The organism is Membranihabitans marinus, assembly GCF_021729155.1.
Taxonomy (GTDB): Bacteria; Bacteroidota; Bacteroidia; order Chitinophagales; family Saprospiraceae; genus Membranihabitans; species Membranihabitans marinus.
This window is the reverse complement of the sequence record NZ_JAJQYA010000013.1, coordinates 45249-60641: the sequence shown is the minus strand read 5'-3', so window position 1 is coordinate 60641 and position 15393 is coordinate 45249. Positions and strand designations below refer to the sequence as shown.

Annotated in this window: 10 protein-coding genes and 1 riboswitch; of the genes, 8 read left to right on the top strand and 2 right to left on the bottom strand. The window is 37.5% G+C overall.

The features are described 5' to 3' along the window. Positions 1–97 precede the first annotated feature (97 nt). The 3 genes from carB to LVD51_RS10135 all read left to right on the top strand — a co-directional run bounded on the left by carB (position 98) and on the right by LVD51_RS10135 (position 6209). Positions 98–2914 (top strand): carbamoyl-phosphate synthase large subunit, encoded by a 2817-nt coding sequence (gene carB, locus LVD51_RS10145; RefSeq protein ID WP_236971119.1) that lies wholly within the window; start codon positions 98–100, stop codon positions 2912–2914. A gap of 50 nt (positions 2915–2964) precedes the next feature. Further along, a riboswitch (cobalamin riboswitch) is annotated at positions 2965–3206 on the top strand. Positions 3207–3282: 76 nt separating this feature from the next. Beyond that, positions 3283–5148 carry a TonB-dependent receptor plug domain-containing protein gene (locus LVD51_RS10140; RefSeq protein WP_236971118.1) on the top strand — a complete coding sequence of 622 codons (1866 nt, stop codon included), beginning with the start codon at positions 3283–3285 and terminating at the stop codon, positions 5146–5148. Continuing rightward, a complete protein-coding gene (locus tag LVD51_RS10135; RefSeq protein WP_236971117.1) occupies positions 5145–6209 on the top strand; it encodes a DUF5074 domain-containing protein in 1065 nt (354 codons plus the stop codon). Before LVD51_RS10140 ends, LVD51_RS10135 begins: the two co-directional genes overlap by 4 nt. A 421-nt stretch (positions 6210–6630) precedes the next feature. On the opposite strand, the gene LVD51_RS10130 is transcribed toward LVD51_RS10135, so the two are convergent. Further along, positions 6631–6906, bottom strand: a complete 276-nt coding sequence (locus LVD51_RS10130) for a hypothetical protein (RefSeq protein WP_236971116.1) — start codon at positions 6904–6906, stop codon at positions 6631–6633. A gap of 461 nt (positions 6907–7367) precedes the next feature. After that, complete coding sequence (locus tag LVD51_RS10125) at positions 7368–8243, bottom strand: endonuclease/exonuclease/phosphatase family protein (protein WP_236971115.1); 876 nt, start codon at positions 8241–8243, stop codon at positions 7368–7370. 651 nt (positions 8244–8894) lie between these two features. On the opposite strand from LVD51_RS10125, the gene LVD51_RS10120 reads away from it, so the two are divergent. From LVD51_RS10120 to LVD51_RS10100, 5 genes are all read left to right on the top strand, one after another. Further along, positions 8895–10445, top strand: a complete 1551-nt coding sequence (locus tag LVD51_RS10120) for an arylsulfatase (RefSeq protein WP_236971114.1) — start codon at positions 8895–8897, stop codon at positions 10443–10445. A 223-nt stretch (positions 10446–10668) separates the two neighbouring features. Further along, positions 10669–11529 (top strand): SDR family oxidoreductase, encoded by an 861-nt coding sequence (locus LVD51_RS10115; RefSeq protein ID WP_236971113.1) that lies wholly within the window; start codon positions 10669–10671, stop codon positions 11527–11529. Between the two features lie 636 nt (positions 11530–12165). Beyond that, entirely contained in the window at positions 12166–12606 is a 441-nt protein-coding gene (locus tag LVD51_RS10110; RefSeq protein WP_236971112.1) for a hypothetical protein, read from the top strand. Between the two features lie 205 nt (positions 12607–12811). Continuing rightward, on the top strand, positions 12812–13699 hold the full coding sequence (locus LVD51_RS10105) for a dienelactone hydrolase family protein (protein WP_236971111.1): 888 nt from the start codon (positions 12812–12814) through the stop codon (positions 13697–13699). Positions 13700–14470: 771 nt separating this feature from the next. Then, positions 14471–15334 (top strand): GNAT family N-acetyltransferase, encoded by an 864-nt coding sequence (locus LVD51_RS10100; protein WP_236971110.1) that lies wholly within the window; start codon positions 14471–14473, stop codon positions 15332–15334. Positions 15335–15393 lie beyond the last annotated feature (59 nt).

Genomic DNA, 15393 nt, shown 5'->3' with positions numbered 1-15393 from the left:
CCGTCTATAATATAATTTCTGAATTAATCTTAATATGATTTGATAGTTTAAACATTTGTACTGTATATTTGCACGCAATTTTAATAGCACATCAAATATGCCTAAAGATCAAAGTATTAAGTCCGTCCTTATCATTGGTAGCGGTCCTATTATCATAGGACAGGCCTGTGAATTCGATTATTCAGGGTCTCAAGCCTCACGGTCCCTCAGGGAAGAAGGTATAGAAGTTACCCTTATCAATTCCAATCCGGCAACGATAATGACCGACCCCGTAACCGCTGACAACATATATTTATTACCGCTAACTCCAGAAAGTATTGAACAAATACTTCAGGAAAGACAGATTGATGCTGTCCTACCGACAATGGGTGGTCAAACAGCATTGAATCTAGCTATAGAAGCTGGAAAAATGGGTATCTGGGAAAAATACAATGTTCGACTCATCGGTGTTGATTTGGATGCCATAGAAATCACTGAAAATAGAGAAGCGTTCCGACAATTGATGGTCAACATGGACATAGGTGTAGCCAAATCATTTATAGCGAATTCTTTTCTAGAAGGAAAAGAAGCCGCTCAAAAGATCGGTTATCCATTGGTAATCAGACCTTCTTACACATTAGGTGGTACTGGTGGTGGATTTGTAATGGAAGCCAGTGAATTTGATGAAGCACTCCGACGAGGACTAAATGCTTCTCCTACCCACGAAGTATTGGTAGAAGAAGCGGTATTGGGCTGGAAAGAGTATGAGTTGGAATTGTTGCGAGACAAAAACGATAATGTTGTCATTATCTGTACCGTTGAAAACTTGGATCCAATGGGAATCCATACTGGAGACAGTATTACCGTAGCACCAGCCATGACGTTATCCGACACTGCATTCCAAGAGATGCGGGATTTAAGTATCAAAATGATGCGATCTTTGGGTAATTTTGCTGGTGGATGTAATGTACAGTTCTCAGCGGATCCCAAAACAGAAAAAATAATAGCCATTGAGATCAATCCGCGGGTATCGCGATCCTCTGCATTGGCCTCCAAAGCAACGGGTTATCCGATTGCCAAAATAGCTGCGAAACTAGCCATAGGATATTCCTTGGATGAGTTGAACAATCAAGTAACGGGCAATACTTCAGCCTTGTTCGAACCAACATTGGACTATGTTATCGTTAAGATGCCACGATGGAATTTTGATAAATTTTACGGTTCTAGCCATGTATTAGGACTGCAAATGAAGTCTGTCGGTGAAGTTATGGCCATTGGGCGATCTTTTATCGAAGCCTTGCAAAAAGCCTGTCAATCCCAAGAAAACAATCGAATGGGATTGGGAGCAGACAAAAAAGAATGGATTAAAACCGATGATATACTTCAGCGATTGGAAACACCATCCGACGACAGAATCTATCGGGTAAAAGATGCCTTAAGACTAGGCGTTCCAGTTACCACTATACATAGATTGACCGGAATAGATCCTTGGTTTTTAAGAGAAATCAAAGGTCTAGTTAAGATAGAACAACGATTGATGCATTACAATGTAGCCGAAGACATCGATGCCGACTTTATGTTGGAATTGAAACAACACGGTTATTCTGATGCTCAGATCGCTTGGTTGATGAGAATCAACGAAAATGAAGTCACTCGACATAGAAAGAAATTAGGTATTCGAAGAACTTATAAATTGGTAGATACTTGTGCTGCTGAATTTGAAGCACAAACTCCTTATTATTACTCTACCTTTGAGCAAGAAAATGAAAGCATTCCTTCGGATAAAAAGAAGATAATTGTTTTGGGATCTGGTCCCAATCGTATCGGACAAGGTATAGAATTTGACTATTGCTGTGTTCACGGGATCTTGGCGATTAAAGAAGCCGGCTACGAAGCCATTATGGTCAACTGTAATCCCGAGACTGTGTCAACTGATTTTGATATCGCCGACAAACTATATTTTGAACCTGTATTCTGGGAACACTTAGAAGAAATCATCGAACTTGAAAAACCAGAAGGTGTTATCGTTCAATTAGGTGGACAGACAGCACTTAAATTGGCTGAAAAGCTTCATGAAAAAGGTATTCCAATTATAGGAACCGATTATCTTTCACTGGATTTGGCCGAAGATAGAGGTCGATTCTCTGATATGTTGAAAGAACTTTCCATTCCATACCCAGATTATGGTGTAGCTGATGATGTAGATCAAGCCGTTGAAATCGCTAAAAAAGTTCAATACCCAGTATTGGTTCGTCCTTCTTATGTATTAGGTGGACAGCGAATGAGAATAGTGATCAACGATCACGACCTCGAAAGACATGTATTGAGTATATTTAAGCATTTGCCAGACAACAGAGTATTGATTGACCACTTCTTGGAGCGTGCTCGAGAAGCAGAAATCGATGCCATCTGTGATGGTGACGACGTGCATATCATGGGGATAATGGAACACATCGAACCCGCCGGTATTCACTCTGGAGATAGTAGCGCAGTATTGCCGACCTATAGCTTGTCCGAAAACGTGGTCAAAACCATGGTGGAATATACTGAGAAATTAGCCAAGGCATTGAAGACCAAAGGATTGATTAACATTCAGTTCGCTATACACAATGAAAAAGTATACGTGATTGAAGCCAATCCAAGAGCAAGTAGAACAACGCCATTTATTGCAAAAGCCTATGGTGTTCCATATATACAAATGGCAACCCACGTAATGATGGGACATAAAAAATTGAAAGATTTTGACATTAAGAAAGAACTTAAAGGTTATGCCATTAAGATTCCAGTATTTTCATTCGACAAATTCCCTAACGTCGACAAAAGTTTGGGCCCAGAAATGAAATCAACTGGAGAAATGATATACTTCATCAAAGATTTAAAAGATCCATACTTTAGAGAATTGGATAAAAGACGATCCATGTACTTAAGTATGTAATGATATTGAATGCAGGATAGTCGAATTAAAAATTCGACTATCTTTGCAGTGTAAAAATATAGAAATGGGTTTTCCATTTGTGAAATGAAAAGGGAATCCGGTGATTTACCTCGTCTTTTTAGACGAAACTAAAGATTCCGGAGCTGTCCCCGCAGCTGTAATTCTTTTCTGGTAGTAGATTTATAGACATTACCAGAAGGATGTAAAACCACTGTTGATCATTATTGTTCGACGGGAAGGTTAATCCTATAAAAAGAAGAGCCAGAAGACCTGCCCACATTCTATTGTTTTCTATGCTTTCGGGAGAAAAGCAATTGAAAGATCTATGGCCTAATCGGTTATCGACCCTCTTCTGCCTATCCCCCATTTTGAATTTTTTATCAATAATTATCAAGGATATTAGAAGACTTTTAAGCCATATTATCATTTCGATCTGCAGTATTTCCAGTATTTTTAGTCAATCTATAGATACAGCTGTAACCATACCTGAAATCAATATTTCTACTGGTCAGCCCTTAGCCCACCAATACGATTCCATAGATATCGATCACCGAATTTATCAACAACCTTCCATTGCGGGCTATCTTAGGAATAAATACAATATCTATTTTAAAAATTATGGCCCCGGAGCTTCCTCAACCATCTCAATGAATGGAGGCAAAGCCGGTGAAGTAGCCATTGTGTGGAATGGTATCGTTCTCCAAAATCCTATGCTGGGCGTGAACGATTACTCCATGATCAGCCTCAGTGATCTATCTAAGATTCAGATCATCGACATGGCATCTAACAATATCTATGGTGCCGGTGCCATCTCAGGGACGATTGCCCTCAATACCGATACAGAAATTGATCCGACCATGCCCCATAGTTTCACATTGGGCTATACATCTTATCAACAAGGGATGGCTCATTTGAATCTGGGATTTAAACACAAAAATTGGACCCAACGCTTTCAAATAAGTGGATTGCAATCCAAAAACAATTTTACTTATACAAACAATGAAAATGAAAAACAAAAACTAGAACACGCGGCTCATCAGGTGTACAATTTGCAATACGATGCTAAGTACAGAAAATCCAATAGGGAATGGAAATTGGCATTGTGGGCTAGAGATCAATTTAGACAGATTCCGGCTCCCATCAACAGCAAAGAAAGTAAAGCCGAACAAAGTGACCGATTTGTACGCGCAAGTCTACAATACAATCATGTATCCAACCGACATGTGTCCAATATCAAATCCTTTATGGGAATCCAACATCAAAACTACAACGATGAAGCTATAATTCTCGATGCTCATCATACTTTTTACAATCCTCAATTGAGGTTGGACAATCAGTGGTATTTAAACAATGAATTCACCTTTAAATACGGAGGTATTATACAGTCCTTCCAGGCAAAATCAGATAATTATTCAGAGGTACATCAACAGACATCGACCTCTATTTATAGCCAAATTATATATAATCCACTAAGGTTGCCAATTACGGTATCCGGACTGCTTAAACCAGAATGGGCAACCTCATTTGACATGGATTTGGTATCTGAAATCAAGGTAGAAATAAGACCTAAAGATTTGGGATCTTGGACAATCTATGGTGGTAGGAATATAGTATTCCCCACCTTTAACGATCGATTTTGGGTACCTGGAGGGAATATCGATCTAATACCAGAAAGTAATTTTACTTATGGATTGCGACATCATCATAGTATTGGATCGCATTGGTCGTATAAATTGGAATGGTTCAACCGCCATGCAGACAATTGGATACAATGGTTGCCCGGTGATGGTTACTGGAGTCCTCAAAATTTCAACAAAGCCAGAAATTACGGCATCAACGCTTCTCTAACCTGGTCGAATCATTTCACCACCATCCAAACGAGATATCAATGGGCACGTACATTTCTCATTGACCATCCACAAGCCTACAAACAGACTATTTACAACCCTGAGCATTTGATAAACTTGCACGGCCGACAGACGATAACCGAGAATATTTCGTTCTTATTGGATATTGAATACACCAGTAGAAGATACGTCCTCAGTGATCATTCCGATGATTTGCATCCATACTTTCTCCTACATCCCAGTATCACCTTCAAATCGTCTAATAAACAATGGCAACTGGATGCCACCATATATAATCTATTAAATCATTCATACCAAGGCATAAAAAATAGACCTATGCCTGGTATCACATTTGAAATAAACACTAAATACAATTTTATTCTATGAGAAAATTAAATCATTTATTACTCCTTTCACTTGTAACCACTTTATTTTTCACTGCTTGTTCGAAAGATGATCCAATCATTACAGAACCAGAACCAGTTCAATTTGAAAATGGAATATTTGTAAGTTGTGAAGGAGGATTTGGAAGTAACAATGCCTCCATTCAATTTATTGATTTTACCACGGCTACTATTTACACAAATATATATAGCGCTGCAAACAATGAAACCGCAGGTGACGTATTGCAGTCCATTTCTTTTAAAGATGATGCCGCTTATTTGGTATTAAATGGTTCAGGTAAAATTACCGAGGTAGAACAAGCGACTTTTACCAAAACAGCTGAAATTACAGGATTATCATCTCCGAGATATTTGGAGTTTTCCGGTGACAACGGTTATGTAACCAATCTTTACAGTCCATACATTCAAGTAGTGGATATGACAACTTTAAGCGTTGTAGACAGTATTGATATAGGAGAACAATCAGATAAAATGATCTTAGAGGACGATGAAATTTTTGTCCTAAGCCCAAAAGAATGGCAAGGTAGAGACAAAAACCACATTTATACCGTAAACCTCAATGACAATTCTGTTGATTCAATAGCTATTGGCTGGAATCCATCTGATTTGGCATTTGACGAAGCCAATGATGTGTTGTACATCTATTGCAGTGGAAAAGAAGTAGACAATGGAGACGAAGGTGCACGTATTATAGGCTTAGATATTCAAACCAAGACCGTTGTATCTACTCTGGACTTAGACTACACCAACAAAGGTGCTCATTTAGCCTTTGACGAATCCAATCAACGGATTTTATTCAATCGTGACAACGGAATTTATATCTATGATATAGCGACAGGTCAAATCGCAGCCAATGCTTTGTTTCTGTTAGACGATGTTACCTACTTGTATGACTTAACGGTACATCCACAGACTGGGGAAATATTCCTCGGTGACGCCAAAGACTTTAGTTCTGCAGGTGAAATCAGAATATACAATGAAGTAGGTCAATTGGCCATTCAAAATCCAGTTGGTGTTGGACCCAACGGATTCTATTTTGAATAATACGATATGAATTTTTACGAATTACTTTTATAATTGGTATAAAACATTATAAAGTAAGGAATACCCTGTAACAAAAAAAGGCTGACTTCACGTGAAGTCAGCCTTTTTTTGTTACAGGGTATAATTGATTAATTCTCAATTTATTGTTAACAATACAAAGTTTAAAATTAAATAATGTGATAGATGATTAATAAAATCATATTCCTCATTTTATAATCCAGTTAACATCTGAATATTTCCGTGTATATTTCCACTAAAGAATACGATTACAAAATACGCGATACTTTATGCAGAAGGGCTTTAAACTTATTTTAAAGCATTAAAACAAGTCCACAAGTCATGTGATGAATTTGGATTATGGTCGACCTTTTATAAAAATAAATTATACGGTTGAATCCATTGTAGACACTATTTACCAAATTCACTTATTGCTAAAATACATAATATAAACAACGATTAAAGTAATTGCCACTAAACCACTCAATCCAATGATGGCCAATTTTTTATTAGCTAATTTGGTATTGTATAATATAATATATAAACCTCCCAAAATGACCATCGAAAACCCCGCAATCTCCCACGTCTCATGTTCCAGTACTTTAAACTTGTTTAACAGCATTAAAGCAAGTCCAAGCCATATAACGTATTTGGATATAAGTCGCCCTTTTTGAACATTGAATAATTTAATTGTATTCATAATTATGAGTTTTTTATTCTATGAACCATAAATTAAAATTATGAAAAAATTTATTAATTTAATTATTTAAAATAATTAAATTAGACAATTAAACCAGATTAATTTTACGAAACGCCCAGCAACGACAAACAACAATTAGTATTTATTTAAATGGAAAACAAGCGTGAAACAAAAACTTATTAATGCGTTTACCACTACATTATTAAAACCAATTAACATAATACAAACAAGCAAATAGATAAAACAACACTATTCTTGAATAAATAAAATCAAATAATTATATAAAAATATTTCCTTCCTCCAAAGACTTATAAAATTCAGAGCCGTATAGCCTATTAAAAAATCAGGGTTTGAATTTTTCAGTTGTCACGCCACATTAGTCAAGATTTATCTCTTATAACTCTGACAACCCTAGTGCTGGCAATCTCTAAAATACCAAATAGATTTATACAAATAATTGTCTATAATCTAAAAGTCGCTAAAACTGGAAAGTGATCGGACAATGAATCAACCACACCTTTATTGATGATTTCTATATTACTACATTTTTGAGCTAAATTTCTGCTGGACAAAATATAATCAATCCTGCATCGACTGGGAATAATTTCGCCAACTTCTCGCCAACTTCCTATTAAAATAGGCGTAGGATAGGAGAATCGATCTCTCGGCAACACATATTTGGCAGCCAAATCAATAAGAGGATAACTTAAAAAAATAGACATCACGGAATAATCATATTCCCCATCCATTAAATTACTGTATTTACTTTTGGCATCCCCGTTCCGATATCTCTCTAACAATGCCGGTCTTGAATTATTTAAAAATCCATCGAAAGATGACAGGGCATTAAAATCACCGAGCACTAAAAAATTTCCTTTATCGTCGATTTCATTGGCCATATACTCCGTGATAATTTTGGCTTCATTCCTGCGAAATTGAAAATCAAATGGACTTAAATGAACAACTAAAAAATCAATGTCATGTGTTTTTACGTGCAACATGCCGTGCCACAACCCTTCTCTCATTTTCTTTTTTAATTCAATCGGTTTATTTGAGGTGATTCCGACAGGATAGCCCTCTTCCTTTACTATGACGGCATAGGCATGCCCCCACTTTTGGGCCAATTTTTCCAATTTTTCTTGCGTAAATCCACACAATTCCTGCAAAGCCACTACATCGGCATTTTGACTCTTTATAAAATCAATAGCATTGGCTTGTCGAACCGTATCTTTGCCATAATCATAACCATTCAAAATATTGTATGATAATACGCGCAATGTGTCTGCCGAGGATATATGGGCAATTATTAACATTATTAGAGTAAACCTTGCTTTCATTTTTTCAAATATTTCTTTTAAAAGTAGTCAAATCACATTTCCCATGACAAAATTATCGTGTTAAGAAAATAAAATTAATCCCCTCGTTTTTATCGATTGTGTAATTTTAGCAAATAACTCCTCAGTAATTCGAATTGAATTTCATACTTAAATACCGTTTTATATTATCCACGGTTTACTTTATATTTAATACCATATTACCATTTTTAAAGTAAACCTGAATGATGAACAGGGATAAATTAATATGGAATTTCAATTATTAATACGAATTACATTTTATAATGACGGAAAAGATTTCGAAAGTATTTGAAGTTTGACGAGGCTATGACTGAACAAAATTGCTCTTTGAGCAATCAAAGGACGTAAATCGACCTTTGGTGAAGGAACCGAGGCCACTGTGCCGAGGCGTGATTGCCCTGCAAATCCTGGTTAAGATACTACCAGTATAGCATTATGTCTCAATCCACAATATTTAAGCCGCAATGCATTGCGGCTCTACAATAAATCGAAAGATTACCGTTAATTATAAATGTAATTCGTATAACATACAAATGTTTATAAAAAACAGAATACCTCAAGAAAACAGGTTAATGTCTTTCAACAAATACCGCAAAGTTCAGTCGATTTAGCCATCATAAAAATTATTCTAACATGAAATATCTCCCTAGTAAATCTTTATTATATCTCTCGCTATTCCTCATAACTACAGTGATGGCCTGCCAATCGAAGGATGAAGTAGAAAATAGGAAACCGAATATCATTTATATACTAGCCGATGATTTAGGTTATGGAGATATCGGCGTTTACGGATCAGAAAAAATAGAAACTCCAAATATCGACGCTTTGGCCCAAAATGGGATGATCTTTACCGACCACTATGCAGGAGCTCCAGTATGTGCACCTTCCAGATGTGTTTTACTAACTGGCAAGCATATGGGTCATGCTGTTGTTCGCGGAAACGACGAATGGAGAGAAAGAGGAGAGGTCTGGAATTATGAGAAAGCCATTTACGACATTAATCTCGAAGGCCAGCGACCCATACCTGAAAATACAGAAACCATAGGACGAATGTTGCAGAGAGTAGGATACAAGACGGCCGTTATAGGAAAATGGGGGCTCGGAGCTCCAGAAACCGTAGGTGTTCCCAATAATCAAGGTTTTGATTTCTTTTATGGATACAATTGTCAACGTCAAGCCCATAATTTATATCCCAAACATTTATGGCGGAATGATGAAAAAATTTGGTTGGACAACGAAATTGTTGTACCCGGACACAAATTAGATCCAGAAGCCGATACCTTAGACCCTAGCTCTTACGAAATATATACCCAAAAAGATTATGCGCCAAAATTGATGGTAGATGAAGCATTGAATTTTATGGATGAAAACCGCGATTCGAGTTTCTTCCTTTACTTTGCCTCCCCCCTACCTCATGTTCCCCTTCAGGCCCCTCAAGAATATGTGGACTATTACATAGAAAAATTTGGCGATGAAAAACCCTATTTAGGTCAAAACTCTTATTTTCCACACCGTTATCCAAGAGCTGCTTATGCTGCCATGGTTACTTACCTTGATGATCAGGTGGGACAACTGATCCAAAAACTAAAGGATATCGGTCAATATGAAAACACCTTGGTTATATTTTCAAGCGACAATGGACCTACCTACAATGGGGGCAGTGACTCCGAATGGTTCAATAGTGCAGGACCATTTAATGAAAGTCGTGGCTGGGGCAAAGGCTATACCCACGAAGGAGGTATCCGAGTCCCTATGATAGCGAGTTGGCCAAGTAAGATCCAACACGGTACCAGCACAGTTATGTCCGCATTCTACGATATTTTTCCTACTCTGGCCGATGTAGCTGGCAGTCCAATTTCCGCAGAAGTCGATGGCAAGAGTTTATTACCTACCTTTTTGGGTGAAAATAGTGAAGAGATTCATACCTTTCTATACTGGGAATTTCCCTCCTATACTGGACAACAAGCGGTGAGAATGGGTCCGTGGAAGGGAATCAGAAAAAATATATTAAAAGACAGTTTGACTATTGAGCTCTACAACCTCGATGATGATATTCGCGAAGAAAACAATGTGGCAGGTCAACATCCCGATATCCTCGCTCAGATAGTGGAGATAATGAAAGAAGAACACGAAACCCCAGTCATTGAAAAATTTAGAATGCCCGCTTTGGAAACCGAAGAATGATGATTTACACAAAAAAGGAATTAAATTTCCAAAAAATAGGAAACGATTACTAAACCTAGATTAGCCAATACCGCGATAAGATTTCAAAGACTGATGAAATCAATATAAGGAAAATTTAAAAACTCAGGCCATTCTAACATCTCTTGTCCAAAGACGATTATATTATTATAATTCTAGGATAAATCTTAACTTAGGATATTGATCACTCACAAATCACCCAGCTATGTTACCCAATAATACCTTTGCAGGAAAAACCATATTAATCACAGGCGGAGGCAGTGGTCTGGGAAAGTCAATGGGCAAGTATTTTGCTTCTTTGGGGGGTCAATTAATCATCACGGGAAGGGGTTTAGACAAATTAACCACTACAGCAGAAGAGATCAAATCGGAATTCGGAAGCGAAGTGCTTCCCATAGCTGGAGATGTCAGAAAAATAGATGATGTGGAAAATGTCGTCCAGAAGGGAATAGAAAAATTTGGACAAATCGATATATTGATCAACAATGCAGCCGGGAATTTTATATCCCCGACAGAACGATTGTCCCATCGCGCTTTTGAAAGTGTAATAGGCATCGTTCTTCAAGGCACGGCCAACTACACCTTGACCATTGGTAAATATTGGATTGAAAACAAAATCAAAGGAGTGGTTCTAAATATCGTGGTGAGTTATGCCTGGACCGGTAGTGGATATACCGTCCCCTCTGCTGCTGCCAAAGCTGGGGTACTGGCCATGACAAAATCTCTAGCTGTTGAATGGGGACATAAATACGGAATACGCCACGTAGCTATTGCCCCTGGACCCTTCCCTACAAAAGGAGCATGGGATCGACTATTTCCACCTTCTGTTCAAAAGGTCCTTGATCCCGCTGTCAACAATCCACTTCACAGGGTAGGCGAACATATAGAATTGGCACAACTGGCAGCCTATCTCACTAGTGATTATGCCGCTTATATCAATGGGGAATGCATAACCATCGATGGTGGAGAATGGCTAATGGGGGCAGGAATGTTCAACAAATTATCCGCTGTGCCTGAAGAAATGTGGGATCAACTTAAAAGAGAAATTAAAAGCAAAACCAAGTAATACGAATTACGTTTATAATTGACGGAAATCGTATAACAAGACTTTCCTCTTCTTCCTAACTCTTATATTTCCTTTATTAAAAAATTCATCAAACTAAAGCATGATTTGGATTCATGCTATTCCTTGAACCATACATCCTTGTTAGGCTTATACCAAATGTATTTTATAATGACAGAGTGAAATGTGAATTACCGTCGAGACATAAATAAATCGAAATATACTCCACAATTAAAAATGCAATTGGGATTTATTAAGGGTGAATAAAAATGAACGACCTGCCAAATATATTAGTCCTATAACCACAATCTTTCACAGCTAAAGTGTTAATTTTTATTTTTTCATAATAACATTCACAATCATTGAGTTATAAGACAAATACGGTCAAAAAACACAGACAAAAATTGAATACTCCACAATTAAAATAACAACAACTGCAGCCATTAGAATACTTGTATTTTATGCAGACATCGTGAAATATAGATAGACTAAACAATAATATAAAACACCCTATAAAATCTTTTATTACCCAAACGCAATAGCAGTTATGGGTCTGCATCTTGCAACTTATATGAGATCATATCGATGATAAATTAGGAATTGAATCGACCTCTATAGCTTAGTTTAAAATATATCAGTATGAAAATAAAATTTCTATTAGTCCCCTTTACCATATTGGCAGTTTCTACGATATTAATTGCATTCTTTGCATTTTCTACCATAAAAAATTCTACCCAGTGCAATCAGTTTGTCATTGACACCTATGAATTAGCATCGGGAATCGACATCCCCAAACAGAACAATGCCAGTTGTTATTACGACGAAAAAAATAAAATAAGAACGGGCATATATAGTATTGCCAAGATGGACGATTTTATCTCTCGTTACAGATTAAAAATAATAGAATTAAATCCGAAAGATTTACTTTGGTCCCAACAGTATTTAAATATTCATGAAGCCCAGCTCCCTCATGAAGAACACGCCTATTATTGTGCCAAAGGCGAAGACAGTAAGTATAAATGGCAATGTCTTTTGGATAGAAATACTGGACAGTTATGGTTTGAAATTCAATGGTTATAGTATAAAATTAGCCCCCATTGATAGTGGATAACCAAGGCTGCCTTATTTTTATAAAAAGGACTTGTAAACCTATCAATGTAATAAACCAGAATGATTATCTTAGATTCAATGAGGTAATTGTGCGAAAAGTCGGGATTAATCTAAGGACAATCCAACATAGAATTTCACTAATACCAAATGAATTTGGTATAAAATACACAAGATCATGAATAAATTAAACAAGAAAGACATTCCCCAGGACGTATTTGACATATACGATGAATACGCTCACAACAAAATCGATCGCCGACAATTTATCGACAGAATTTCACTCTACGCAGTTGGCGGTATAAGCGTAATGGCTTTACTGGATTATATAATGCCCAATTACAAAGACAATATGGTGATATCACCCCAAGATGAACGATTGGATAGTGATTACATTACCTATAAATCACCGAATGGAGGTGGGGAAATCAAAGCCTTGTATTCCAAACCGAAAAATATCACCGGTAAGAAACCCGCCATTATTGTAGTCCATGAAAATAGAGGTTTAAATCCCTATATCGAAGATGTAGGACGAAGAGCTGCGGTAGAAGGATTTATTTCATTAGCACCCGATGCATTAAGTCCACTGGGTGGATATCCGGGTAACGACGACGAAGGCAGGGCGATGCAAAGAAAAAGAGATCGTCATGAAATGCTCAATGATTTTATAGCCGCATATGATTATTTAGCAGGACATAAGGATTGCAATGGCAAAATTGGGGTAGTTGGTTTTTGTTTTGGTGGATGGATATCCAATATGATGGCGGTAAATATAGCGAATCTATCGGCTGCTGTACCGTATTATGGTGGTCAGCCAACAGCGGAAGAAACGGCTAAAATCCAAGCGCCATTACTGATCCATTATGCAGAGTTGGATGAAAGAGTCAATGCGGGTTGGCCAGATTATGAAACGGCTTTAAAAGAAAACAAAAAAGATTATACTGTACATTTTTATCCCGGCGTCAATCACGGTTTTCACAACAACACCACCCCGAGATATGACGAGAAAGCAGCCCAGCTTTCCTGGCAGAGAACTATAGAATTTTTTAAAAAACACTTGGGATAATGGATAATGGATAATGGTTAATGGTTAATGGATAATGGTTAATGGTTAATGGATAATGGGTAATGATTGATGGGTCAGATTCAATTTAACCTATCGCTTCTGAATCAATGGTTAGGAGTATTCATCACAAAAGACACGAAGGTTTGCACGATGTAGAGCCGCGCTACTAGTGCGGCTTTCAATTGATGTTATAAAATTGATTTGTCACACTTTTTGTACTAACAAACAACGTGTATGACATCATTAAATTAATAAGAATGATTTCTCCGTGATATTATGGTGTATAAAACAAAAAGTCCGCCAAATCAACATTAATTAATACCAATACCGTGGTTTTTCAAACCACGGCTATAACATATCATCCCTTCAGGATGACCGAACGTAGTTGCCCTTTAGGGCAACCAAAGGTCGATTTACGACCTTTGATGAAGATGACCGAGCAAAGTTGCTCCTTAGAGCAACCAAATGTCCTTAATGGACATTTGGCGAGGGAACCGAAGCCACTGGCTTCGGGTGGGTAGGCCACTGTGCTCCGGGTGGGATTGCCAGGATGAAGGAACCGAAACCTCCGTGTTTCGGGTGGGTAAGCCTCCGCGTTCCGGCTGTGAACGAGTAAAATACAAAGTATCCAATGTCCTAAATATAACCGACAATTACAAATTCAATACGTTTTAATCAGATTTTACCTTGAATTGAAAAAATTCTTACCTACCTTAGGTATTGAAAATCAACCGTTAAATTTAAACTAGCTAACAACCTCAAATCTATTTTATGTTGGACATTAATCAGTTACAGCTTAGTCCATTAGATCAAAAAGGACTGAACACCCTGGTTTCATGGGCTCAAAAAGAAGGGTGGAACCCTGGGCCCTACGACGCACAAGCTTTCTGGAACGCAGACCCAAATGGATACTATGGCTACTACCACAATGACGAACTCATCGGTGGAGGTTCTATCGTTTCCTATGATGGAAAATTTGGGTTTATGGGTTTCTTTATTGTCGATGAACCACACCGTTCTCAAGGCATCGGTCGACAATTGTGGAAACAAAGACGAGATAAACTCTTGTCTAGAATACATCCAGGTGCAACCATCGGTATGGACGGAGTGGTGGATATGCAAGCCTTTTACGAAAAAGGTGGTTTTAAAATCGCCTTTAGAGATCTAAGATTTGAGCGTAAGGGACAAACATTTCCTATCCATTCCAATATTACAGCCATTGATGATGGCGATTTTTCCGAAATATCCACATACGATAATCAATGCTTTGGATTTCCTAGACCGAGTTTCCTTCTTCCTTGGCTAAAACTACCAGAAAACCACAGCTTCAAATATGTAGAAAATGGCCAACTGAAAGGCATGGCGATCATCAGAAAAGCAAATATTGGTTACAAAATTGGTCCTCTATTTGCAGATTCCTATTCCATTGCGGAGGAATTGTACAAAGCCTGCCTCAACGCCGTCCCAGAACAAATGGTATATCTCGATATCCCCATGAGCAACTCAAATGCTTTACATCTCGTTGAAAGCTTTGAAGCCAGCTACGTCTTTGAGTGCGCACGCATGTATTACCAAAAAATACCCACTATGCCTTGGCATAAAGTCTACGGTATTACCAGCTTTGAACTTGGATAATTACCAAAAAATTGAATTTATTAGAACACATCGCCTAAGTTTCTATTATAAATCATAAT

Bases quoted from the DNA above. Each gene is read 5' to 3' on its own strand.
- carB (WP_236971119.1), top strand. From the start codon at position 98: ATGCCTAAAGATCAAAGTATTAAGTCCGTCCTTATCATTGGTAGCGGT.
- LVD51_RS10115 (WP_236971113.1), top strand. From the start codon at position 10,669: ATGTTACCCAATAATACCTTTGCAGGAAAAACCATATTAATCACAGGC.
- LVD51_RS10105 (WP_236971111.1), top strand. From the start codon at position 12,812: ATGAATAAATTAAACAAGAAAGACATTCCCCAGGACGTATTTGACATA.
- LVD51_RS10100 (WP_236971110.1), top strand. From the start codon at position 14,471: ATGTTGGACATTAATCAGTTACAGCTTAGTCCATTAGATCAAAAAGGA.
- LVD51_RS10135 (WP_236971117.1), top strand. From the start codon at position 5,145: ATGAGAAAATTAAATCATTTATTACTCCTTTCACTTGTAACCACTTTA.
- LVD51_RS10125 (WP_236971115.1), bottom strand. From the start codon at position 8,243: ATGAAAGCAAGGTTTACTCTAATAATGTTAATAATTGCCCATATATCC.
- LVD51_RS10110 (WP_236971112.1), top strand. From the start codon at position 12,166: ATGAAAATAAAATTTCTATTAGTCCCCTTTACCATATTGGCAGTTTCT.
- LVD51_RS10120 (WP_236971114.1), top strand. From the start codon at position 8,895: ATGAAATATCTCCCTAGTAAATCTTTATTATATCTCTCGCTATTCCTC.
- LVD51_RS10130 (WP_236971116.1), bottom strand. From the start codon at position 6,906: ATGAATACAATTAAATTATTCAATGTTCAAAAAGGGCGACTTATATCC.